The 25138-nt window shown below is 55.2% G+C and carries 18 protein-coding genes; all 18 read right to left on the bottom strand.

Going from position 1 to position 25138, the window contains the following annotated elements; genetic code table 11:
• Window positions 1–133: 133 nt before the first annotated feature.
• The gene (locus JFY74_05230; GenBank protein ID QQG30452.1) at window positions 134–832 is read right to left on the bottom strand and encodes a hypothetical protein; all 699 of its coding nucleotides are present in this window, start codon (window positions 830–832) and stop codon (window positions 134–136) included.
• Between the two features lie 80 nt (window positions 833–912).
• The gene (locus JFY74_05225; GenBank protein QQG29463.1) at window positions 913–2283 is read right to left on the bottom strand and encodes a PAAR domain-containing protein; all 1371 of its coding nucleotides are present in this window, start codon (window positions 2281–2283) and stop codon (window positions 913–915) included.
• Between the two features lie 9 nt (window positions 2284–2292).
• A complete protein-coding gene (locus JFY74_05220; GenBank protein QQG29462.1) occupies window positions 2293–4329 on the bottom strand; it encodes a type VI secretion system tip protein VgrG in 2037 nt (678 codons plus the stop codon).
• A 179-nt stretch (window positions 4330–4508) separates the two neighbouring features.
• Window positions 4509–5027, bottom strand: a complete 519-nt coding sequence (locus JFY74_05215) for an Hcp family type VI secretion system effector (protein ID QQG29461.1) — start codon at window positions 5025–5027, stop codon at window positions 4509–4511.
• A 536-nt stretch (window positions 5028–5563) separates the two neighbouring features.
• Window positions 5564–6919 (bottom strand): sel1 repeat family protein, encoded by a 1356-nt coding sequence (locus tag JFY74_05210; GenBank protein QQG29460.1) that lies wholly within the window; start codon window positions 6917–6919, stop codon window positions 5564–5566.
• A 29-nt stretch (window positions 6920–6948) separates the two neighbouring features.
• Window positions 6949–8385: a type VI secretion system ImpA family N-terminal domain-containing protein gene (locus tag JFY74_05205; GenBank protein QQG29459.1), complete on the bottom strand. Its 1437-nt coding sequence runs from the start codon at window positions 8383–8385 to the stop codon at window positions 6949–6951.
• Between the two features lie 48 nt (window positions 8386–8433).
• Window positions 8434–11931, bottom strand: a complete 3498-nt coding sequence (gene tssM, locus JFY74_05200; protein QQG29458.1) for a type VI secretion system membrane subunit TssM — start codon at window positions 11929–11931, stop codon at window positions 8434–8436.
• A 24-nt stretch (window positions 11932–11955) separates the two neighbouring features.
• Window positions 11956–13374: a type VI secretion system protein TssA gene (gene tssA, locus JFY74_05195; GenBank protein QQG29457.1), complete on the bottom strand. Its 1419-nt coding sequence runs from the start codon at window positions 13372–13374 to the stop codon at window positions 11956–11958.
• Between the two features lie 11 nt (window positions 13375–13385).
• Window positions 13386–13946 (bottom strand): type VI secretion system-associated protein TagO, encoded by a 561-nt coding sequence (gene tagO / locus JFY74_05190; GenBank protein ID QQG29456.1) that lies wholly within the window; start codon window positions 13944–13946, stop codon window positions 13386–13388.
• Window positions 13946–15484, bottom strand: coding sequence for a sigma-54-dependent Fis family transcriptional regulator (locus tag JFY74_05185; GenBank protein ID QQG29455.1), 1539 nt, complete (start codon window positions 15482–15484; stop codon window positions 13946–13948). The genes tagO and JFY74_05185 overlap by 1 nt, the downstream gene beginning before the upstream one ends.
• A gap of 2 nt (window positions 15485–15486) precedes the next feature.
• Window positions 15487–18084, bottom strand: coding sequence for a type VI secretion system ATPase TssH (gene tssH, locus JFY74_05180; protein QQG29454.1), 2598 nt, complete (start codon window positions 18082–18084; stop codon window positions 15487–15489).
• A gap of 13 nt (window positions 18085–18097) precedes the next feature.
• Window positions 18098–18874, bottom strand: a complete 777-nt coding sequence (gene icmH / locus JFY74_05175) for a type IVB secretion system protein IcmH/DotU (protein ID QQG29453.1) — start codon at window positions 18872–18874, stop codon at window positions 18098–18100.
• Window positions 18875–18889: 15 nt separating this feature from the next.
• Window positions 18890–20227, bottom strand: coding sequence for a type VI secretion system baseplate subunit TssK (tssK, locus tag JFY74_05170; protein ID QQG29452.1), 1338 nt, complete (start codon window positions 20225–20227; stop codon window positions 18890–18892).
• A 2-nt stretch (window positions 20228–20229) separates the two neighbouring features.
• Window positions 20230–20751 (bottom strand): type VI secretion system lipoprotein TssJ, encoded by a 522-nt coding sequence (gene tssJ, locus JFY74_05165; GenBank protein QQG29451.1) that lies wholly within the window; start codon window positions 20749–20751, stop codon window positions 20230–20232.
• Window positions 20751–21971 (bottom strand): type VI secretion system-associated FHA domain protein TagH, encoded by a 1221-nt coding sequence (gene tagH, locus JFY74_05160; protein ID QQG29450.1) that lies wholly within the window; start codon window positions 21969–21971, stop codon window positions 20751–20753. Before tagH ends, tssJ begins: the two co-directional genes overlap by 1 nt.
• A gap of 2 nt (window positions 21972–21973) precedes the next feature.
• Window positions 21974–22972: a type VI secretion system baseplate subunit TssG gene (tssG, locus tag JFY74_05155; protein ID QQG29449.1), complete on the bottom strand. Its 999-nt coding sequence runs from the start codon at window positions 22970–22972 to the stop codon at window positions 21974–21976.
• Window positions 22936–24702: a type VI secretion system baseplate subunit TssF gene (gene tssF, locus JFY74_05150; GenBank protein QQG29448.1), complete on the bottom strand. Its 1767-nt coding sequence runs from the start codon at window positions 24700–24702 to the stop codon at window positions 22936–22938. The genes tssG and tssF overlap by 37 nt, the downstream gene beginning before the upstream one ends.
• A gap of 2 nt (window positions 24703–24704) precedes the next feature.
• Complete coding sequence (gene tssE, locus JFY74_05145; protein QQG29447.1) at window positions 24705–25136, bottom strand: type VI secretion system baseplate subunit TssE; 432 nt, start codon at window positions 25134–25136, stop codon at window positions 24705–24707.
• Between the last annotated feature and the right edge of the window lie 2 nt (window positions 25137–25138).

Below are 25138 nucleotides of genomic sequence, written 5' to 3'. Positions count from 1 at the left end.
ATGAAATTTAATACGATGAGCGTGTATTCATCACAGCAGCAACGACCCAATAATCACGTAGACTATCGGGTCGAGACATGCCGTTTATTTTTATAACGTAAAATGAATAATAAAACGGAGAGTCAAAATAAAACTAGACTGGCAATCCTTTTTCCCAACGATCCCGAACTTCAGCAGGTGACAGCGGTGGGAATTTAACGCCGCGATCCAGTAACAGCTGTTTTACCTTTAGTGCCCAAGGGTAGTGAGGCGATTTAGGAGACATAATGGATAAGCTGTCTTCAACACTCCAGGCTAAGCTAGCCCCCGTAGCCGAATAGGTATTAACATTAGCGCCCTGCTCAATCAGCCAATAGGAGATTTCATACTGGTTAAGATAAGCAGCATAGTGAGCGCTATTGGTTTTTTGCTCATCAGTTAAATTGACGTCAGCCCCACTCGCCACAAGTAATTTTATATCGGCCCAGCGTTCTTCGTTAATGGCACTAAATAGTGCTGGTTGTCCAAGGCGCCCAATTGCATTCGGATCGCCCCCCGCATCCAGAATAATGCGAAGCCAGTCTGGATCTTTAACACCAGATACTCGGTTCACCGCACTATCACCAGATCCATCTTTATAATTTGGATCGGCACCCAATTTAAGCGCCAGCGTGACGGCCTTTTTATCCTGCGTTTCATAAATCAGCCACAGCAGCGGCGTCACCCCTTCTTTGCCCTGAATATTCAGGTTAACGCCCTGCGACAGCTGATAACGCGCCGCTGCTTCGTCACCTTTTTGGATACTCTGCAATACCGCCACCACGGGTGGCTCAAAAAGTTCACTCGCCCGCATACTGTGTCCTCCTGCCTGACAAGCGGTTAACAATCCCAAAATAACGACGCCCAACCATTTTATACGTGCCAACCATTGCATTATATTCCCCTGAATGTATTGGTTATCTTCCCGATATCTTCCTTTTTCTGGCTTTCAATACCCGCGATAACCTGATCCATACCGTGCCGAGCAATCGGCGAGCCGCCAACTGCGGGAAGCGCCATCATATCACCGCTTGCTTTCGGCAAGCCCCCTCCCAATAGTTTTGCAACACCGATGGCTCCCCCAAGAACCGCACCAGCAGCGCCACCAATCAATGCCCCTGCGCCAGAGAGTAGGCCAGGAATCAAGGCCTTACCGTAGGTTTGCGCCATGGTTAATACCTCACCATCCACCGCCTGCGTCTTTATTAATGATGCGGTTTTCGCTAGGTCAGCGCCACCAACACGCGCCACTGTATTGGTATGCAAGCCAGCAGCATTAAAGGTATAGCCGGGTAACCCAGTCACACCAACCCCAGCAGATGCCAAACCACCACCTAATGAATGCCCGACAATTACAGGGGGTGGAGAAATCGCTTCCTTCACTTGCTTCGCTAAATACATCGCTTGCTTGTATTGTTCTGTCTCCAGCCCCATTCCTTGCCCTGCGTTGGTCAACCAGTCTTTCACTCCCGTCACCGCATTGTTCGTTCCCCGATAGGTCAGCATCGTTTCACCGTTAATCGCAGACTTGAACAAAGCAGAACCAAACCCTGAATCAGGGTCCATAAATTTTGCCCCTTTAAGGCTCGGTAATAGACTCGTATCCAGAATATCCAGCCCGACCGGCGCCTTAGGCAGTTTATCCAGCACGCCTCGTCGGAATTCATCGACCGAATACACATACTGGGCCGCCTCCGCACGTAAAATGCTGTCGTTGTTAAACGCCAGCCGCTTTGCTGCATCAGCTAGTCCCGGCAGCGTCGCTGCTTCAGTCGCCAACTTGGCACGCGCCAGATAGCGATCTTTACGTTGAGCAACGGAGAGCAGGTCATCAAGAATGGGCAGCTCGGCGACCGAAGCCCACTCCATTAACGTCGGCAATAGCATTGGCGTCAATGCCAACAGAGGCGCGCGACTTTTTGCCGATTGTTCGGCGCACGGTTTCACCGGGGATTGATAGGGTGAATCGCCAATGATCACATTCCCACTGCCAGCAGCAACCGAGCCGCCGCAGCCGATCGCATCACCAATACGCGCCGCCAGCTTTCCGTTGATGATGACCGTACCAGAACCCGCGGATATCGCACGGTTGTGCACACCGTGAGGCATATTGGGGCAAGGGCAGGCATGGAGCAAAACCCCATCGCCTTTACGGGCCGCTGGTTTGCCATTGATGATGACATCACCGCTGCCTTCGATAATCGGGGTGGCAGGGAAACAGCCGTGACCCGCACAGCTATCCCCTAAACGTGCAGCACCTGGCATAGTTCCTCCTTAACGTCTGTCTGGCGCATCCGGCAGCGTCGGCTTCGTAGGATCTTCTGGCGTAATGGATACTGGCGCAGTCCCTACACCCGCCGCACCGCCATCATTGATCTTCACAATCGTCCCAGAAATTGTGACACCCGCGCTATCAATCTTGATAAAGCCACCAGGTGCTTTGATGGTCAGAGCCTGCCCCGCTTCCAGCACGATATCCGCGGCTTTCAGATAGCTGTCCGTATTGACCAGAATACGCTGGTGCGCCCCAATCAGCGTCTCTTCAGAGCCAGACATCGTGGTCTGACGACTCCCTTCGATACGGGTAATTTCTCCCCCGCCGATAAAGCGCTTGAAGGAAGAGCCAATCTTCTGAATAAAACTCCGCCCAATCTCCTGATGATGATCCTGACCAATGTTCTCAAAATCATCTTTCCCTATCGTTCGATGGCGGTGGCGATCGACCCGCTGGAACTGATCCTGAGTCACGCTGAGGTGCTGATCGCGCCCCACGCTCTGTCGATGAATGTTGTTGATGACACCATCCATATCTTTCTGCGCGTGGTAATAAATTTGTTCACGCGTCGCCTCATCTTCAAACCGCAGTTCGTTGAAGCCACTGCCTTTATGGGTATCAGTACGCAGCGTGGTACGCGTTTTGTGTGCGGGTAAAACATACGGCGTCGGGTTGGTCGCGTGAAAGGTTCTGCCTGTCACAATCGGTTGATCCGGATCGCCTTCAAGGAAGCTGACGATCACTTCATGGCCGATGCGCGGGATCGCAATCATTCCGTACTGGCCGCCTGCCCAGCCTTGGCTGACACGCACCCAGCAGGAGCTCTGGTCGTTACTCGCGCCGTATCTGTCCCACGGGAATTGCAGTTTCACTCGACCGTACTGATCACAGTAAATCTCTTCTCCCGCCGGACCGACAACGGTGGCGATTTGCGGGCCGTCCACCATCGGTTTGTACGGCATAGCTGCACGCCACGTCGTCGTGCCTTTCACCACCGCAAAGCTGTTGCTCATGGTGGTCGGTTCGCCGCCGCTTTCCTCTTCCAGCGCCTGCGGCTGCTGCCCGACGTGCGTCACGCTCACCGTCTGCCACACTGCATTCAGCGTCGCATTCGGGTGCTCCGTCAGGGTAAACGTGTTGCCCGGCATCAGCCCCGCGCAGTTGGATTCCCCTTCGCTCGTCACCGCCCCTGAGCGCAGCGCATCCAGCCGGTAGCCGCTGAACGCCTTGCCGCTCGGGTCTTGCTTATAGCGCCCCGGATAGTCGTAGTGCTGATAGCTTTCGCGCTGGTGCTCTAGCTCACTGCTCATCTTCTTGTGCGACAGCCCGTAAGCCGGTGTCTTGAAGTTGTAGTCTTTCAGCTCGACTTCCGCCGTGCTGACCCGCTCCGCATAGTGAAAGCGACGGACATATTCGCCCTCGCTCAGCCCCTGCGTCGCCAGATTGAAGAACAGCTCGGGGCCTTTGGTCAGCGCACCCGCATCATCGGCAAACACCACCCGGTGTTTTCCCTCTTCGTATTCGTGGAAGAAGTACAGCCCTTCCTCGGCGGCCAGACGGGTGATAAAGGCTAAATCGCTTTCCCGATACTGCACGCAGTATTCGCGTGGCGCGTGCTCATGGCGCAGCGCAAAGGCGTAGTCGGTAATGCCCGCTTCTTCCAGCAGCGCACCGATAATCGCTTCCGGCTTTTGTGCCTGAAAGAGACGGGCGTTGGTGCGCAACCCCAGTCGCCACAGCGCCGGACGCACTTCCGCCTGATAGCGTGTGCGCCGGAATCCGGTATCGCCCTGCGTGAAGCCACTGATAATCCCGCTGACCCGACGTTTTAGCTCGCCCTCATACCAAATCATCAGCTCGCACGGTTGGTCCAGCACCGCGCCGAAATCGACATCCGGCAACGCGCTCGCCAGACTCAGCGACAGGCTGAAAGGCCGATTCAGCCCTTCATCCAGCCTGAAATCCACCACCGCAAAGGTGCCTGCCTCCAGAGCGCCGACCTTTACGGTGAACTGCAATCCTGTGCTATTTGCCACCTGCCTTCTCCTTTTTCCTTCGCCATGGCTACCGCACGCCCCCGCTCCCGTTGGAGCGGTACGTCGCTATCCTAATTAAAATGAAAACCTGCGTTGTGGTCTGAGCCTGCTCACATCACAACTCACGCCAAAGAAAAAAACAGAAAACCCGGGACAAGCCCGGGTTAGAAACAGAAAGATTACGCTTCGACCGGCGCACGCCAGTCATCAGAGCCGGAGGTACCGGCAACGGTGTGCTCCCAGTCAATTTTGCGGTAGGCCAGCGACACTTCAATCAGTTGGGTGTAGTCCAGCTTGGACGGGTCCTGACAGTGTGGCATTTTGCAGTCGATATCCACGATGGTGGCATCGGTCAGGATGGTAGAGAAGAAGTGCTCCTGCTTACCTTCCACCGAGGTGCGATACCACTTCAGGGTCGTGGTTGGCAACATTTCACCAGTAGACAGTGCGTTGTACAGCAGCGGGACCGCTTTGTTCAGTGCGACGGTGAATTTGAACGGCTTGTGCACACGCTGGCCGGATGGCTGACCGGACTGCGGGTCGGTTGGTACGGTAACCACGTGTTTGAATTCCTGCACCAGCATTTCATCTTCGTGGCCTTCCACATAGATGTTGCCGACAGAGTCAGAGGTGAAAGCACCCGCGGTGATGTTGCCCTGAGTTTTACCTTCGATGCTGATATAGCATGGAGTTGGCATAGTCTTGCTCCTTGTTGTTGAACGAGTTGAATAACTTCACGTTCTGTATAGCAATCCACATGCCAACTTTTATCTTGTTGTTTTTAATAAGAAATGACTTAACTAAAATTTTCCTTAAGCCAAATTTGAGCAAGAAGTTGCGCAGACCTCGCGAAAAAACGGCATCCATTGCGCAAAAAGTGATTTCAACCAGAAAGTGAGCAAAAAGTTGCGCAGAATGCGCAGTTATGCTGAAAGTTTGAGTTAGGTATTAATTAATTAAATATCTTGCCTATTAATAAAGCTATAATTAATAGAAATCAGTCTATTTTAGGTGATAAATAAATCACATGATTATTATGTGTATGCAAGCACTCACTCACATCAGGGCAAAAAACGCACACCTGAAAATTGAAATTATCGTAAAAAAAACGGGCGTTGCTATCACGCAACACCCGCCTGTTTATTGCCACTATAATCCGACCAGAACGCAACGATCTGCCAGTACTGCTTTAGCTATTTCTCACCAGCGAGTTACCATCGATGAGCCACCACCGTTATTCTGCTTTTCCCGATGACCAGTGCATCGCCAAGCGCTGCCCAGCTTTGATTTCATCGGGCTGCATGGTCGCTTCCAGATCGTTACGCGCATGAATGGCTTCACTCATCCCCTCCGTCGCTGCCATCGCGTACCAGGCGTAGGCATGAATACGATTGCGGGATGCGCCTAATCCATCCTGACGCATCATCCCCATACGATACTGAGCCATGCGATTACCGTCATTCGCCGCCAGACGATACTGCTTCATTGCTTCGACATAATCCTCTTTTCCGCCTTGCCCCAGCCGCAGCATCTCGCCATAGGCTAGTCGGGACTCAGTGTCTCCTGCTAATGCCGCTTTAGCATATTCTTCACGCGCACGCGCGAATTCGCTCGCTTTAAATAACCGCTCACCCAGTTCGCGTTGCGCCCGGATATAGCCCGCAGAGGAAGCCTGAACCAGATACTGTTCGCGCTTTTCATGCGTTGTCTGGCTCTGACTGAGCAAATAATCGGCCTCGCCCGATCCGCCAGATGCGGCGCGATCCAGCCAATAACGCGCCTTTTGCTCATCCCAAGGTAAGCGCTTACCTTCGCGGTATGTTTTGCCTAGCCAAAGCTGTGCTTCTGCATCACCTGATGACGCGGATTTTTGATACCAGTTCAACGCATTCTCGCCATCTTCGTGTCGGGCCATCCACAGCTGCGCTTGTGCCTGCCCCAACGTCGCCGCGCGGAAATACCAGCGTTCGGCCAGATCGCGACGGATCACCACGCCTTTACCTTGCTCATAGCGCTGCGCTAACTGGTATTGCGCATCCCGATTACCCAGTTCGGAGGCCTTCAGCAACCACGACACGGCATCTTTTTCTCCGCCCGCATGCGTTGCGTGCCACTGGGCGACAATCAACTGCGCGGGGGGATAACCATTTGCCGCAGCGGATTCAAAAGCACTCAGGCAGGCCGCCACCAGCTTTCCTTGATGCTGAACCTGACAGTCCATACCGAGCCGATGCCCCGCTTCGCCATTTCCCAGACGTGAAGATGTTGTCCACCACTGGCGAGCGAACGGGCTGTTCTTGGGCGCGCCCAGCCCGGCCTGATACCAGTCGCCTACCTGAAGCGCAGCGGCGGCTCGCATTTCCTGATTACCCGGAAGTTCAGACAGGCCAGACGCCTTCTGCATCCACTGCATCGCCTCGGTGTACTGCGAGCGCGTAGCTAGCGTCTTTGCCAGCTGATATTGCGCCTCACCGTTTCCCCGGTTCGCCGACACCACCAACTCCGATTCAGAGAGCGACGTCACGGGTGCCTGACATGACGCCAGCCAACAGGCTGACAGGACTATCACTAATTTTTTGTATTTCATCATGTGCTCAGCGGTTTTTCCCTTCACGACAATCAGCTGGCAGAATTACTCTGCTGCAAACGGAACAAGCGAACGTTGAAGGCGCGCAGTTCGTCTTCCATCGCGCGTAGCTCCGCTGGCGTCAGCGGCTGGCTCTTGGTTTTACGCGCCTCAAGCTCCCGCAGCCGTATCCCGAAGGGAACGTCCGACATCAGGTCTTTTTGCATATCGTAGAGCTTTGATTTCAGATAGGAAATCGTCACCGTCCGGCGCTGGCGTTCCAATTCCAGTAGTTGCTGTAACGTCTCGTTGACTCTGGCACGAGCCTGTTCGTAACCCAGCGTTTTCGGCTCATCACCCTGCTGACGTTCAAGCGCAATCTGCCATTGGCGCTCCATCTCCTTCACCGCAAGCGAATCGGGATAGAGTTGCTGCATCACGTTTTTCAATCCGTTGCCGTATTGATACAGATAGAAAGGCGAGGCATTTTTCACTTGTTCCAGTTGTGCCTGATAGCGGTTGATCAACTCGCCTTCCATGCCCTGCAATTTCTGCTCGCCCAGAGCAATACGTACCCGGCGAATGTCATTATGATCGGGGGCGGCAGGCAACGCGTAGGCTGGCTGTTGCAGTAACGCCAGTGCATCGGCTTTTTGTTCCTGCCAATACTGCCAGCCTGTAATGGCTGCGACAGGCAACGCGCAGGTCAGCAGTCCGGAGACAAACCAGAACCACGCAGGCTTCTGCTTTTTATGCGCCTCAATTTTCAATACCGTCGGTTTCATTTGCCCTTTCTCCCGTCCGATGAGAATGCTGCCCGCAGGCAGAGCAGCCTGACCCGAGCCTGATGAACCACCGCTTTGCACCGTCGCGCTGGGTTCCATGTCTGAATGAAAAAACACCATGGGTGGAATCTGCATATCCTGCTTTTTCAATTCTTGGTCGTCCGACACAATGACAATCTCAGTTTCATCAAACAAATGGGTATAGCCCTCAACGAAGTGCAGCAGATTCTCGACGCGAGGGATGCGGCTCAAACCCGAGTTATGCAGCTTTTCACTCATCAGTTGCAGCGCACGTTCGCAACGGTAAACCAGCCGCTTGTGTTCATGGCTAATAGCGTACTGCCGCACCACTTCGCTGATACGGGCAATAAACCAATCCAGCATCTCGATACGCGCCCGCTCCTGATGCAACGGTGGCCAGAAGTTATCCCACTGCGTCACGATCAGGTTCGCCAAAAACTCACAGCTTTCCGTGAACCCCGTCAATCCCGCCAGCCGTGAGCGGGCCAGCGTAAAGTAGATCGCGGTTTGGAGATCCACGCCCTGCTTTTCAAAGATGGTGGTGGCCATATCATGCACCAGCATCCAGTCCACATCAGGACGAGACGCGTGACTCAGCTTGTTAATTTCCGCCCGAAGTGCGTCAAACTCCGGCAGCATCCGTGGATCCCGGCCCACTTTCAGAGCCTGTTGTGCATCTTGCATATCACATCATCCAGCAATAGGGAGCCTGAGCAGGCTCCCGAGAGTTAATTAATAAAGTGAGTCAGGCAGCGTGAACTGGCTAAACAGACCACCGGCAAACGGGTTATGGCTGGCGTCGGTGTACACGCGATACGTCATCGCGCCGTTCTCCAGCGAGAAGCGCACGTCAAAGGTGTTCTCATTAACCTGCGTCAACTGGTCGCTATTGATTAACCGGAACATCGCCCACGGCCCGCTAAAGCTCAGACTGCGCGGTGAACGTTCACGATCGTCCGGCACCAGCGTCAGCTTGCTCTCGGCACCGTCGCGCATACTGTTTGGCCACACCAGTGGCGTTTTCTGGCGACGACCGTGGCTGTATTCCAGCAGTTGTCCGTCCAGATTCAACACGCTGCGGCGTTTATTCGCCGTCAGTTCCAGCGGTTCCAGAACAAAATGCACTTCTAGGCTGCCCTGCGCATTAAACAGGGTCTGGCGAATGCGGGTCGCGCGTTCAAGCTGTTTCACCAGCTCTGCCTGTAGGGGCGATGCCATGCCTTCTTCCAGCATGCCGCTTTCCATCATCGCCTTGAGGTTGGTTTGATAGAAGCTGTCCAACGTCCCGCCAGTCATGAAGAACATTTCCATTTCTGATAGCGGCACATCCTTGTTCGATGACGGGTCGAAGGGGTAACGATCCGCCAGCTTCTCATTGAATGGCGTGACGACTTTATCCAGCCATTCCTGATTCAGCGACGACATCGCCAGCCCGGTCACCAGACTCGCGCTCTCTCCGGCTAATTGCCCTACCCAGCGATCCAGCGGCGCGGGAAGACTGCGGGCATATTGCTGTAAGGCGAACACCGGATCGGCAAACTTATTCCCCTGCCGCGCCTGCACCGCTTTCAACGCCGCCTGCCCCGGATCGGTCGCGTTGACGATCTGATCGAGATAGTGATAGAGATCGGTCAGCTTCTGATTGACCTCTTGCACCAGCGGCCCCTGCTCACCGCGTCCGCTCAGCGCCGCATTGATGGTCATAAACGGACGACCAGTACGCGTGTTAATACTCTGCGCCGTGTCGTTATCATCATCAGATAGCTTACGGATACGAGTGTTATCACTCACCGTGGTCAGCACACGCTGGAAGGGCTGATCGTTGCCGGTAATATCAGTGAGAATATCGAGCGCCTGCTCCGGCGTATCGAGCGTCTGCACATCAATGTTCGCCAGCACTTTTTGCCACTGGTTGATGTAATCCGTAATGTAGCGGTCATTCACCTGACGCAGAATTTCCCGCCGATCGGCCTCGCTGAACTGTGCACGTTCACGCTGTCCCAGCACCCAGGCATCCAGCGCCGTCAGCTCTAACAGCGCTTTGTCCTGCTTGAGGTAATAATCGCTAAAGCCGGGATACGTCAGCAGCCGAGGCACGCTTCCTGCTTTGTCATTACGTAGGGAAAACACCGGATCAAAGGTCGGCCCGACTTCATCACGAATGGCTAAATCTGGCGGGAGCACCTGCGTCGCCTTCATCACCAGGCTCTGATAAACGCGCTGATACATCGGCAGCTTGCTCAGTTCCTGCTGGGCCAGCGTAATCGGCTGATTAAAGGGTGCAAAAGTGCTGATCGCTACCGCATCTTTTTGCTCACGTGCCTTGTGCCAATCGGTGTGCTCAAGGGCGTAATCCAGATGCTGCATCAGCTGTTCCTGCACGTTGCCCTGTCCGGGAAATGCCTTCTGCCAACGCTGCGCCATAAACTGTTCAACCAGCGATTTATTGCGCCCTGACGCATCATCCAGCATCCGCATCACGCGCAGAATCGTCAGCTTTTGCTCACTATTGGCCGGTGCCTGATTCAGATCTTCCAGCAGCCCTTGCATCACCGCAGGGAGAAAACGCTGGTTCAGCATTTGCAGATAGGTGCCTTCAACATGAGGCCCAATCTTGTCGCCCTGATACAGGCCAAGGTCGGCCAGCAGCGGCGTGCGCTCATGGTAATTACCAAAGGATAAGGTCGCATCGCGAATCAAATTCAGACGCGGCAACTGCTGATAGCCGTAGCCCTGCTGACCTTCCAGCTCATTGGTACCGATAAAAGCCTGAGCTTTCGTCAGGACGTTACGTCCGGCTTCTTCATTGACCCGGTAGAAATGGTGCCAGCTGCCAATCAGCGCCAGACTGGCGAGTAGCATACAGCCGACGCCGATACTCAGCCGACGTCGACGATACAGGCTATGCAGCCGGTTTTCGCCCGCTAGACTGGCCTCAGGGAAAATGACGTCAGGGAAAAGGCGCTGTACAAAGAACGTATTCGATTCACCGCGCAGCGCAGGGTTAATCGGCTCGGGCAGTTGATAACGTCGGGAAGCCGACTGCGCAAAGGCATCGAACGGCACCCCTTGTTGATAGACAGAGCTGACGTAGACGCCGCGAATCAGGAACGCGCGATCCTCGCCCGTCGCTAACGTTTCCGTCAGCACGTCCATCACGTAATCTTTCACGCCAGCCAGTTGGCGAACGAACGAGAACAGCGAATTGCGCACACTTCTGTCCGATTGCGTCAGCAGCATGTCTGGCAGGTTGTCATTCAGGTGCGTGACCCACTCGTCCCAGAAGCGTTCCAGCTCTTCTAACCAGCCTTTACTGTTGCTCGCCTGCGGAGTAAACGTGACCCCTAATACCGCCTGACGCGCTTCACGGTTCAACTGGCGATAAACCTTGTCGAAGCCGCTCAGCATATCCAACCGGGTCAGCGCGATATACACTGGTAAGCGTGTATTGATGTTGACGGAAATTTCCTGCAGGCGGGCGCGCATGACCTGCGCGTAGGCTTTGCGATCTGCGACGCCAGCCTGCGCCAGCCAGGAGATATCTAGCGTAAGTACCAGACCGTTGAGCGGCTGGCGGCGGCGGTTTTCACTGAGCCACTGTAGCAAGTGCTGCCACAGACGAGCATGACGCTGCCCGAGTGAATCGCCCTCCAGTTCAGGCTGGGCAAGTAGCTGTCCGCTGGGGTCCCAAATCACCGCGGATTCCCCGACCCAACTGCTCACCTGCTGGCCTGCCGCCACATCTCGCAGCTCCGCATCCAGCTTCGGATTCATTTTGTTTGCCGGATTGGCGCGATGGATCAGGCTGCTTTTGCCACTGCCCGCCAGACCAATCGTCAGATACCAGGGCATCGCATACAGTGCTTTTTTACCCAACTGGGTCTGAAACGCCTCTAGCCAGCGATCGAGAAACGTCTGCTGGCTATCGACAAACCCCTGTAAGGGATCCTGCTCAATCACCTGCTGTTCATGGCGTTCCGCCCGCATCTGCTGCACGCGACGCCAGACCAGCCAGGCGCTGTAGGAAAACGCCAGCCACAGCCAGACCAGCGTGAACACCACACGGCCCCAGATTCCCTGCAACGGACGGGACTCGCCCACCGTCAAACGCGGCCCCAGCCACCAGGCCAGAACTAACACGACAACCCACAGTAGCACGCCCAAAAGCAGCCAGGAGGGTTTCAGTTTAGGCAACTGCTTGCGTAGAAAGGTTATGATTGTTTTAAACATAAGTGACCATTCACTCCGAATGTCTTATTTTTTGCGGGATGCCGCCAACCGCTCCACGCGGCTGACCATTCCCGGTTCCCATTGCATCAGGCCCAATTGTTGGCTTTCCTGCCACATGTGCTGATAGTGCTGTGCTGCCAATGACTTCATCCCTTCTTCGGCGAGTAAATCCGCCAGTACTAACTCGGCATAAAAGCGATCGCGAGGCTCTTTCATGCGACGCATGCGCTCATCCAATAACACCATCGCCGCCCCGATGCCTTTTTCATCCCGACAGGCCGCCGCCTCTGTCACCAGATCGTCCTGTCGTGCACCGCCACCGCCGCGAACCGGCTGGCTGGACTGCAACCACTGACTACACTTCCCCGTCAGAAAAGGTGCGCCATCGCTGAACGCCAGCTCACGCAGCTCAGGCACACGCTGAATAAACGCAGAAAGCTCTTCGGCAATCGCATTGGCGACGGAAACGTGTCCCAGCCGTGAGGCCACCGAGGCGGACAACATGTGGCCATCAAACCAGTAAGGTGCCAGCACCAGACTTTGTTCTATGCGTTCCCACAGCGCCAAATCAGCCTGAGCCAGCGCACTTTGGTATTCATCCACGCGGTCTGACGAGACGGGGGCCAACTGAGTTTTATTTCCCTTGGACGACATCGGCGGTGTGGCAATGCCGGACCAGATAGCGTGGCGTCGCAGACGGTAACCCATCGGTGAATCGGGATGGCGCTCAACCAGCAGCGCCGCGACGTTCAGTTGGGTTTGCCGCCAGCTGCGCTCGTCGGATGAATTAATCTCCACCGAACTGACGGGCGTCGAAGCAGCCCTGGCGCTGGTTTCACTCCCACCAGAGCTACCGCTCTCTGCTGGGGTCGGTTTTGCCGTCTGATTCGCCTGTTCCTGCGCCTGCTGTCGCTGTCTAGCGCGCTTAACGCCCTGCACCAGCTCATCCATCAGCGCCGCTTTGTCGCTCGCCAGTTCGCCCCAGCGGGCCGCCACCTGCTCAGTTAATTGCTGTAATTGCTCCAGCTCTGCGCTGGATGCACTTTCTGCAATACGAGGAAGTACGCTCTCAAAACGCCGAACAATCTGGATCATCAACTTCTGTTTCTGAACCGGACTGGCAGGCCACGCGGTTACCCAGTAACTCTCCAGCCAGCTGTCCAGCAGCATCAGCGCGGTGGAAAACGGTGTTGCTTTAGCTGGGTGTTGTAAGCAGCGTAATAGCTGCACCAATACCCGCATGTCTTTGGTTTTGCTTTCCAGTAACGTCAGGCAATACCCCGCCACCACGTTAAGGTCGACCTGGTTATGCGCCAGCGAGCCAAGTTTGACCAGCTCCGTTTCTACTTTTTCCCAGAGCGGATCGTCAGCCAATACTGCCGCACGCAACCGCTCATCCGGTAACGAGGTTTGCAGGCGTTTACACCAAGGATGTGCATGCATAAACGCCTCCTTTACCAGTGACACTGCTGACGCAGCGGCGCTACTGCTTCGCCCAGCCCCGCGAGTTCGATACGCAGTGCGTGACCGTCCGTGCCGTTAAGCACCAGTTCGCGATGCCCAATCCAGCGCTTTAACGCATCAATCGCGGGCAAGCCGCGTCCCGATTCCAGCAGCAGCCCGCGATTGCGGATAAACCAACTGTCGGACACCGTTACGCCATCCAACTGTGCCGTGACGGACTCCCCTTTCCAGGGTTCGCTGAGCGTTAAGCGCAAGTGCGTAATATTGCTGGCGCAGCTAATCACCAGCGTATGACCATCAGCCAGTGCGCGGGTGAGCGTCATATCGCCGCTGTCCGCTTCACGTCCCAGTTGAAACGCTCCGCCAGCAGCCGCATTATCTCCCCGTGGGGACAGCGTACCGGTGCGCTCAGCTTCCCGGCCCAGCGCGTCATAGCAAGCGAGCCGGATCTCCGAAGCCGTTTCATTCTGGCACTGTTCCCATAATGACTGCCAGGCAGGATCGGGGGTCGCGGCGGTTGCCAACAGTAAGGGTGCCATCGTCAGAAACATCAATTTACCTCCAGCTTCTGGCATTTGTGGTCGAGGGTACGTTTAGGGATATTGAGGCTATCGGCCACCAGCAGGCGGTTGCCTTGAAACTGCCGTAAACGCGCCTCAATCACAGCGGCTTCATACCGCTGTGTGGCGATACGTAAATCGTGGATATGCTGATAACGATCCTGTTCCTCAGCTGTACTGCTCGTCAGCCGGTCACGCAATTCGGGGGGCAACGATGTCAGGGACAGCGCTTCACCGTCCAGCGTATGCGCACAGGCAACTTCCAGCAGGTTACGCAACTCCCGCACATTGCCGGGGAAATCGTATCCCACCAGTTGGCGCAGGAAAGCTCGGCTCAAGGATCCAACGTGTTTTTGTTGCTTATCGGCAAACTGACCGATGAAGTGTTCACACAGCAGGCGAATATCATCCGGCCGCTCACGCAGCGGCGCGACCTGCAACAGGCACTGGCAGAGGCGATGATAGAGATCCTGCCGGAATACCCCGTCAGACACCTGCTGTTCCAGCGGCTGATGCGTCGCCGCAATCAGACGAAAATCAGAATGAACCTCTCTTTCCGCACCGAGGGGACGGAAGCTGTGCGTTTCCAATACTCTTAACAACTTGGCCTGCATGGACTGCGGCATATCGCCGACTTCATCCAAAAACAGGGTTCCGCCGTTGGCCTGCTCGACCAGACCAATTTTGTTGCTTTGCGCACCGGAGAACGCCCCCTTCTGATAGCCAAATAGTTCGCTTTCAATCAGGTTTTCGGGGATCGCGGCACAGTTGATGGCAACAAAGGGTTTGTCGGCCCGTTCGGAACACTCATGCAGCAGGCGCGCCACCACTTCTTTCCCTGAACCGGTTTCGCCCTGGATCAGCACCGAAAGCCGGTGTTTTGCCGCCTGATAGATCTGCTGATGCAGCGCTTTAATGACGACAGAGCGACCAATTAGCGTGGCTTCTACCCGCTTTTTCTGCTCACGACGGCTCAGCCCTTCATCCTTAATCTGGCGGAGCGAATCTCTCAGTGCGACCTGTTCCCGCCGGGTGTGTGCCAACTCACGCAGTAGCATAAGCTGGCGGCAAAACACCTGTGCCAACTGTTCGCACTCACCCTGCTGATGCAGCGTTTGCAAGCGCGTTGGCATATCCAACAATGCCAGCACCGCCAGCGGCTTGCCGCTGTCCGACAGCAGCGGCAGCGCGTGAAGCCCGCAATTCGTCCCAACAGAGACCAGCATTTGCCGAAACTCGCGGTGCTCAATGCGAGCTCCACCATAGAGAGAATCCCAAGTACGTGCCTGATTCTTATGCAACGCATAAGCCAGCGGGTGGCTAAAATCATCCACTCCCAGATTCAACGCCACTGGCGTCTCATGCACTCGTCCTTGGCAGGTCAGCAGTCTGCCGCTGACATCCACCATACCCAGCAGCATCCCTTGAGGCTGCCAGGCGACCTGCATCGTCTCTAGCAGCCAGTCGCACAGACCGGCCTCATCATGCTGTCGGGTGAGTGCGAGCGCCAGTTCGAGGGCATGTTGCATACTCAGCCCTCCACCTCAGTCTGGAACTGGCCGGCTTCGACACGGAAATGAATACGGCTGACGGGTTGCCCCGCAGACAGTCGTTGCAGTAGCTGTAGCGAGACAGGTGGCAGCAATGCGCCATCAATCACCGACTCGAGCATACGAGCCCCGTTTTCGCTGCGGTTCGCCAACCGAAGAATCTCCTCCGGCACCTCATTCTCAATAATCACTTCTGCCCCAAAGCGCTGTTGCAACAGAGAAATCAGACGCGACAATTTGCCCTGCACGATCTCGACTAGGGTGGCATGTGCCAGTGGCAGATAAGGGATGACTTCCATGCGGGCTAACAGCGCAGGTTTGAAGAAGGCTGCCAGCTCAGGATAGAGCGCATCCAGCAACACATCCGCCTGATCGGCATAGTTCACGATAGTCTGGAAGCCGAGGTTGGACGTCAGGAAGAACACCACGTTGCGGCAGTCGATGACTCGGCCTTCACCATCAGCCAGTTCACCTTTATCAAACGCCTGATAGAACAGGTTCAGGACATCCGGGTGTGCCTTCTCCACCTCATCCAGCAGCACCACAGAATACGGTTTCTGGCGGATGGCTTCGGTCAATACACCGCCTTCACCAAACCCGACGTAACCGGGAGGTGAACCGATCAGGCGTGAAACCGTATGCTTTTCCTGATATTCGGACATATTGATGGTGGTCAGATAGTTGCGTCCGCCAAACATCAGGTCGGCAATCTGGAGCACGGTTTCCGTTTTACCGACACCGCTCGGCCCGACCAATAGGAAGGCCCCCAGCGGACGTCCCGGACGACGAAGATCCGCACGCGCGGTCAGCAGGTGTTTATGCAATTGAGCAATTGCCAACTGCTGCCCTTTAATTAAATCCCCCAGGAATTCAGGCAGGCGCGTGACGACATCCATTTCACTCTGTGAGATGCGATTCAGCGGCACGCCGGTCCACTCGGCAATAACGGCCGCAATCTGCGTTTTATCAACGTGAGGGGAAACCAGTACAGAGGCGTGTTGCAGTGCTTCCAGCGCCTGTTCACAGGCCGCCAGTTCTGCCGCCGCCGACACCGCATCAAAATCGACAGACTGCTCTTCATCCAGCAGCCCCGTGCGCAGTTCAATCACGCGCTGAACCTGTGTTTTCTGCTGCTGCCAATCGGCTTCCAGCTGTGCCAGTTGCACCGCACCAGCTTCGCGGGCGTCACGCAGTTCGGCTAAGCGTTCTTCGGTATTGCCCAGACCAATACGCGCCTGACGCTCAAGCTGGGTGATTTCCATTTCCTGCTGATGTAGGCGCGTCTGTAGCTGGCTGACCGCACGCGGTGGCGTCGTCAGATTAATGGCTACGCGCGCGCTGGCAGTATCCAGCACGTCGATTGCCTTATCGGGCAGTTGACGACCGGAGATGTAACGCGCCGACAGCTGCGCGGCCGCCTGAAGCGCGTCTTCATCAATCAGGACGCCGTGTGCTTTTTCATAGATACCGCGCAGCCCACGCAGGATAACCGTGGCTTCTTCCGCGTTTGGTTCACCGACTTTGACGAGCTGGAAACGGCGGGAGAGCGCGGCGTCTTTCTCGACGTATTTTTTGTACTCGCTCCAGGTCGTGGCCGCGATGGTGCGCAGTTCACCGCGCGCCAGTGCAGGCTTGAGCAGGTTGGAAACGTCTAACCCACCGGCCTGATTGCCTGCCCCGATGAGCGTATGCGCTTCATCGATAAACAGAATGATCGGGCGCGGCGCATCCTTCACTTCCTGCATCACGCCTTTGAAGCGTTTCTCAAATTCACCTTTAACCGAGGCACCGGCCTGCATCGCCCCCAGGTCGAGGGTAAGCAGTTCCACATCCCGTAATCTTTCCGGTACGGCACCCGCAACAATTCGCAGCGCCAGCCCTTCGATCAGCGCACTTTTACCGACGCCCGCTTCCCCGACCACGATCGGGTTGTTTTTACGACGGCGGGACAGAATGTCGATCATCAGATCGATTTCATGATCGCGGCACAGCACCGGATCCAGTTGCCCTTGTCGGGCAGACTCCGTCACGTTTTGGGTATAGCGAGAGAGTTGCGTGTTCGCCGCAGCAGCCTGTTCAGCCGTGGCGGATTGCACCGCGACTTCCGTTTCCACCGAATCCTTTACCCACTCATCAAACTGCTGGCGTAAAAGCTCACGGTTAATCTGCGCCAGCGGGCGGGATACCGCACCTGCCACATAGCGATTGGGCGTCAGCAGCAGGACCAGCAGCAAGATGCCGCTGCGCAGGCGTACGTGTTGAAACTCAGCCGAGGCCAGCAGCCAGCTATCCTGTAACCACTCCACCAGCAGAGGAGAGAATGAGGGATAGCCCGCGTCAAATTCTTTATCCATGGAGGAAGGCAACAGCAGCGAAGACAGCTCGTCCGCATCCACGCCCGCACGCTTGAGGATCTGGCGTACATCGCACAGCGGCGTTTCCAGCATTTTCATCAACAGGTGCTCAATACGGATTTCCGCACCCTGATGTTGAATACAGAGTGCCGCCGCTTCTTCCAGCATATGACGGCACACGGGGTTGAGTCGTTCAACCAGTGTCGGCAGTTCAATTCGAATCACGGTGTAGCTCCTGTTATTGTAATAATTCTCCCAGTTGACGCAGTACGTCCTGGGTTTGATGAGTTAGCTGATAGCGGTACAGGCCGAAGGCGGCCACCAGAACCACGCACACGCCGACAAACAGCGTGCGCAATGACACCTGTCTACGCAGCTGGTAGCGCGAAGCCTGCTGCCCCAGATTCAGGTGGAAAACCGTTGGCGAATTCGCAGGATCAGGGCGCAGGGTGTCATGCAGCTTGCTCACGACGCGGTTCAGTTCTTCACGCCCCTGTGTCATCACCCGATAGCGCCCTTCAAAACCCAGACAGAGACAAAGGTAGATAAACTCCAGAATGTCGCGATAGCGGGTTGGGTCGTCCAGCAGCTTCTCCAGCAGGACAAACACTTTTTCGCCCCCCCAGGTCTCATTGTGAAAACGGGTCAGCAGGGAGTGTGCCGACCACATGCTTTGCCCGCCCCACTCCCTCCCCATCACGGCTTCATCAATGAAGGTGCAGAGAATGTAGCGGAAAGACAAAATCACACCGTTTTCATAGCCATGAGAATGCAATTCCTGCTCAATGGCTTGAATTTCAGACACCACGCGCTGATAGAGATCCTCTACGCCCCCATAGGCAGAAAGTTGGCGGACCCGCTCTACCATGCCCAGCAGCGGCGTGACTGCATCCACCATCGGGTTAATACTTTGTCCACGCAGGCGGAACCAGTAGTCAGAGTCCATATCCATTTGTCGGGCATGGTCAAAAAGCAGATCGCCCAGTTGCTCATTTTTAATCACTTCGATGCTCATCTCTTCCTCTCCTGACTACTGACCACGAATAGCCCAAAGCTGCATATCCAGTTCCGGGAATTCGCCGGCAATGTGGAACGCCAGCGTGTTGCCAGACACCAGCACCTGCCAGGCAGGGCTTTGTCTATCCAGTTGGAAATAGCTGTAACCTGCGTGATAAGGCAACTGACGCGGCGCGACCGGCAGTGGCAGCAGCGGGATGCCAGGCAATTGCAGACTGATCAGTTCGCGGATCTTCTCGCTGGAGGCAATCTTCGTTTGTTGCAGCAGCTGTTTACGCAGATGCTCCTGTGGCATACGCGCACGTACCGCCAGTACAAACTCGGCGCTGGCCATCAATTCCGCATCGCCAACCATTGCCACCATCACGCCATACGGCTGTTTCTTCAGTTGGATGGAAACGGCGCGCGGCGACAGCACGGTGCTCAAGGCTTGACGCAGCGCCATCATCAGTGGCTCAAAACTGGCCTGCTGATGTTCGTGGCGATAGGCGGGGAACTCCGGCGGCAGACGCGACTCATCGGTAAACGTCATCAGTTCACCACACAGCTCAACCAGCGTTTCGTGCAGGCGTTCAGGGTGCAACGTGCCAAGGCGCGCCAGATGCGACAGTTTAGGCTGAGCGCGGTTAAGCAATTGCAGCATCATAAATTCGGCCACGTCCGCCACACCCTGTTGCCCCGGTGCGGCAATACGCTGCGCCAGACTGCGTGCGCGCTCTGCTACTAAACCGGCAGATTCACCCAAAAAGCGTTTTAAGGTGGGGATCGCGGTAACGCTGATGCTGCATGGCATAAAGTTAGGATCTAGGATCAAACCGCCGTCAGGGCGTTTATCCAGAATATTGGCAATCGCCAGCGAGGCATAGGCGCTGCGATCGTCACGATCGAGCATCAGGCGCAGGCTGACCTTGCCGACTTCCAGAGAAACGATGTCGCCGCCGTCGCTGTGCAGATCGCGCACGTCATGCCGGTGCGATTGCAGGCGGCTGGCGATCCCCTGTCCCGGTTGACCGACTTCACTGACGCCATTTACCGCCAGCGGCAACGCCAGATACACTTTCTGGTTTGCCAGCGCGACATCGGTAATCTCCAACGGCAGCGGCAGAGCATCATCACCCGGAATATTGAACACGGTGCCGTCAGGCATCACTCCGCTAGCGTTAACCAGCGCGATACGACCAAAATTGAGGTATTCCTCATTAATCGCCAGCGACTGCAAGCCATAGAAATAATCACTGAGGGCGCTGAGACGCGCGTGCAGTGCGTAATCGGTGTGTCTTTGCTGCTGTTGAAAATGCTGCGGTTTAATGAACAGGCCTTCCCGCCAGATAATGCGATTGCGACTCGACATAATTATTCTTCTTCTTGGTCTTTTTTGATTTCGACTTCATCCCTGCGCAGGTGCACGAGGATCTGATACGTCTGCCCGGTATTCTTTAGCTTGATAACTTTGCGCCACTCGGCGCTTTCCGAATCCGCATAGCGCGCCACCACGCCGAGGTAGTGCACCTTTTCATCCAGCGCTTCGGGCGGCAGATATTTGAACTGCCCTGGCAACAGCGTGTAGTCCTGATGGCTGAGGTAATTCTTGGCTAACGCTTTTTCGATATCCGTCGTGATCTGGTCGTAATCGGTGGCTAACAGACGCGAATCTTCCGCCAATAGAACCAGTTGGAATTCGATAGGGGCGGCTTCACCGCTATCGTTTGGGTTAACATCTGGCTCCGCCAGCAGGCTGAAACCCACGGTAGAAGGCTGATGATTGTTGCTGCCCACCTGAATATCGGGATTCGCCGCAACCTGCGCCATTTTTCCCAGCGTGGTACACCCCGACAGCAGGAACATCAGGGAACATAAGCACAGAGCCCGCAGCATTATTTTTGCTCCTGCTGTTGACGCACGGAGCGGTCATACGCCTGCACATACACCTGATGGAACAGTTTCTGGAATCCCTGCTGGCGCGGCGACGTTAATTCACGGTAGTAGTGCTGATACATCTGCCACGCCCAGCCGTCATCCGCTGCCAACGGTTCGCCGCTGCGGCGATAGTGCTCAAAACGGTTAAGCAACGCGACAGGCGAAAAGGCCTGAAGAATGTTTTCCAGCGCCACGGCGATCGCCTGCTGGTTCGCGATGTGATGCACTCGCACATTGTTCAACACTTCTTCCACCGCGGCGGGTGCAGACAGGTGCACAGGGCTTTTCCCTTCGGCAAACAGCACCGACAGCGTATCCGCATAGCCTAGCCCCAGACGCAGTGGGTTATCTTCAATCGGGCGTAAATGCGTGTCCGCCATCGCCGACTGTTCCGTCTGTAATGCCAGCAGGCCTTCAACCATCGCGCGCAGGCTTTTCCCCATTTCTTCCAGCATTTCACGTAGTCGCGCATCATCGCCCGGCTGAAGCGACAGCCCCAACCCACGCATCAGCGGAGCCAGAGAAGTACCATCGCTATACCCTTCCAGCCCTTCTCCCGCGTACGGTGTATTGATGGTCGGTAATTCGACAAATTTTTGATCCATGGTGTCCTCAGCAGAAGAAAAAGAAGAAAGAGAGGTCGTGAACGAGGCTCCGACCGTCTCACTGTCTGATGGCAATAGTGATTGGCTCTGTTCTTTCTGTAGCGCCCACAGCGGGTCATTCAACACGACCGTCGGGTCGGCGAGATCCGTAGAGCACCTTTTTTTATCTTCACTTAACCAGCCGCCCAGCACATCGTCCGTGTGTTGCCCTAATACCTGATCGATATCCTGTTCCGTGGTGGGATCGCCGATGTAAACGCCAAGCCGGAAAGGCCCAATCACCAGCTCATCGCCGTGCGACAAAATAACTTTGCGATCTCGCCCAATCGGCGACAGCGAGCCGTTAATAAAAGATTGACCGCTCAGATCGCACAAACTGAAATAACCATCGGTCATTTCGATATGTGCATGTGCAGGGACCACCGAGCCCAGCCTATCTCTTAGCTGCCACTGGTCTTTTTCCGACGCGCCCAGCGTGCCACCACGATGATCGAACTGGTGCTGCACCTGAGAATTGATATCGAGCTGCTCACTGTTGAGCACAACCAACGTGAGTGGATGGATTACGTTCACATTTACTCCTGCACACAAATCGTCACATAGGGATCCGCGGGTGGCTGCCCGAGAAAGCTGCTCCATCCCAATCGGCTGCTTTGCTCACTGCCCAGGCTTAAGCCCTTGGCTTCACCTTCCGCAAAGCCAAGACGCAGATCCCAGGCCAACTGATCGCGAAGAATGAAAGAGACAAAACGCACCAGCGGCTGAAAATGCTCGCCGTTGGGCAAAAAGCTGAGAAAGCGGCTAAAACTGAGATTGCCGACCTTGAGCAAAAATTTACCCGCGCAGTCATTTACTTTGTCACCGATAACAAAATCACCGCCCAGCATCATGTTTGCTTTGCCCAGACGGTTCTGCTGCCCTTCATCAATGGGCACGCGGCGGTGCTGCCAAGCCATAACAGCAACGTCATCTAGGTCAAAACAGTGAATAACCAAACCTGCGACCACTTCCGGGGAACGGCTGGGGCTGGCGAGTACCCCAGCGTAGGAAAGCATCTTGGCGCGGTTAACCGGCAGGCTATCGCGTACGGCATCATTCCCTAGCCCCACAAGTGCAAACATCAGACGGGAGAATCCATCTTCACCCTCATTTTGAAAGCGGACGTGATAGCGGTATTTCCGCCATGCGCGGTGCAATAACGTGAGTAAACGGTGATGAAAGAAATCGAGAAACACGCCCAGCTTCTGTTCGCCTTGCGCGTACTCCCAGGCTAGCTCTTCAAGGTAATAGCCAGGCATCGGTGACTGACTGCCGTGCAGACCCAAAAATGCAACCTCCAGTTCCTGACGTCCCTCATCATCGCGTCCCACCTGCAAGACATCGCTAGGGTGAAAACCGATGGAGGCCGTAGAACGGAAGCGCAGACGCTCCTGTTCAGGACGAAAATCCAGCGCTTGTTCCAAATCCACGCCTTCCATTTGGTTAAGTAACTCCACCAATTGGAAAAAATTAAAGCGAGAGACATCCTGACGGAACGTCACATCATTGAGTGTTGACCTATCTGTACCGGCCATCGGTAGCGCTCCTTGTTATCGATGTTGACCACTTCCAACAGGTGGAAAGCATTGACGCTGGCGTATAGCGAGAAGAAATGCGCCAGCACCGTGCTAAACAGATAGAGTTCTCCTTCACTGGAGAACGCGGATTGCCGTACTGACAGAATTGATTTCAAACCGCGAACCGGCATCCCCTGAACCAGACGATCGATAGGGGTGGTTTCGATAGAGTCGATACCCGCTAGACGCTTACGCGAGGCTTGCTCTGCCTGCTTATCGTGCAGCGCTGGGAAATCGTAAGTTCGCAGAATCTGTACCAGCGCATCACGCCGCAGCAGTGACACATAGTTCAAAGACAGGTTGGAGATCAGCGTCCAGTGCAGACTCCCATCCATCGCAGGACGCAGCGGTCGCGTCGGCCGAACCAGATTACGGAACGTTGCGAAAGACGGGGAATTCCCTGTTGGCACGCAGATCGCCCCAACAGACAACTGTGCTGCACGCGATCGATTGGTACAGGTCAACGTCACCGAGATCGATTCATCCAAATCAATCACTTCCTGCTCATCACCGCGGACAAAAGAGAGCATGTGATCAAAACCATTGCCGTTCACCGCTTCTCTTATCCGAATACGGTAATAGAGCGCCAGCCGCCCTTTGGCTCGCTCAATTTGGTGTTGAAAGCTCTCAAAAGGCTGGTACGTGCGCGGAATACCGCGAGCACGGCCTGAATTCCCTTCAACCCAACCCTCAACTTTATCCACAGAGAAAATTTCAAAGCTATCCGCGTCACGGTAGCTGGCCTTCAACGGATAATCCGTCTGGCGCCCGCTGAGGTTGATCGGTTCGCTATCATGCTGGAAGAGATTGATCGCAGGCACGCAGTTGAGCATGAACGAATCAGGACGGATCTTCAGTTCCGCCGGCAACGGACGATCAAAGCAGAAATGTAGGCGGAATTCGGTTACTGTCAGCGGGAGATCAGGCCATACTGCGCCAGCGAGTTGAAAAAAGAGAAAACTTTCAGGAAAACAAAAATATTCCTGCAAGATACGATAGCCCGAATAAACGTTACCGGGATACGGCAATAGCGCATCTTCACGCTCAAAGCCGACCGTCTTCAGCACATTGGCTTCCTGACGGAAGCGTTGCCCATCGACTTCTAGCTCAATATGCGACAGCTGGCTGGCGATCCAGAAATAGAGTTCGTAGGCCGTATAGGTATCACCGCCCAGATAAAAGCGCAGTTTGTCGAGTTGCAGATCGCTTAGCGATAGCGGGCCATGTAGCCCAATATCCAGCGTAATGGTAGAAAGATCGTTACCGCTTTGTACCTTGATCTCGCGGATATCCGCTGGGTAAATCCAGGCATCGTGACAGGTCTGAAAGTGGCAGACCACATCGTCAATCGGCAGGCTGTCGAGCTCACAGCCGCGTTCAACAAACGCGGGCTGCGCAATCGCGCCGGGGAGTACCGAAAACTGCATAATTGTCATGCTCGGTACGGGCCGCAGGTAATTAGGCCAAAGCATGCCCAGCAGACCGTGTGTCAGTTCCGGAAACTCATCCTCGATCTTCGCCCGCAGGCTTCCTGTCAAAAAGGCGAACCCTTCTAGCAGACGCTCGACGTCTGGATCTGTGGTTTGTTCTGACAAAAATCGGGCAAGCTCAGGGTGCGCCTTGGCGAATTCACGCCCTTGCAGGCGCAAGTAGGTCAGCTCATCCCTGAAAAAATGTTCCAGTGACATAATCAGATCATTCTGTAATGGCGGTGGCTATCCATATGGATATTGAAAGAGGCAACCTGCTCCAGATCTTCCAATCTGACCCGGGCGGTAACCTGAAACGACATCTCCATCGGATTCGATAAATAGTCCGACGTGTTGACGTCCACATGAACAATTCGAGGTTCAAAGCGACAGATGCACTGTCGGATCGCCTCCCGGATTTTCCCTCGAATATCCGCACCACCTTGCGTCGCGTCATTAAAATCAATCACGCCAAGCTCAGGTGCGCTGCGGCAATTTCCGGGCCGGGTGTTGAGCACATTGTCCAGTTGACGCTTAACAGACTCGATCAGTGCTTCAACGTCCGTTTCAGGGGAGGAACGACGCTCCTCCCCACGGATACGATCAAACAGACTTGCCGCGTTTCCCCTTTCCCAAGCAGAAAGAGACGGCATGA

Source organism: Pectobacterium carotovorum (assembly GCA_016415585.1).
GTDB classification, from domain to species: domain Bacteria; phylum Pseudomonadota; class Gammaproteobacteria; order Enterobacterales; family Enterobacteriaceae; genus Pectobacterium; species Pectobacterium carotovorum_K.
This window is presented reverse-complemented; position numbering and strand designations above follow the sequence as displayed.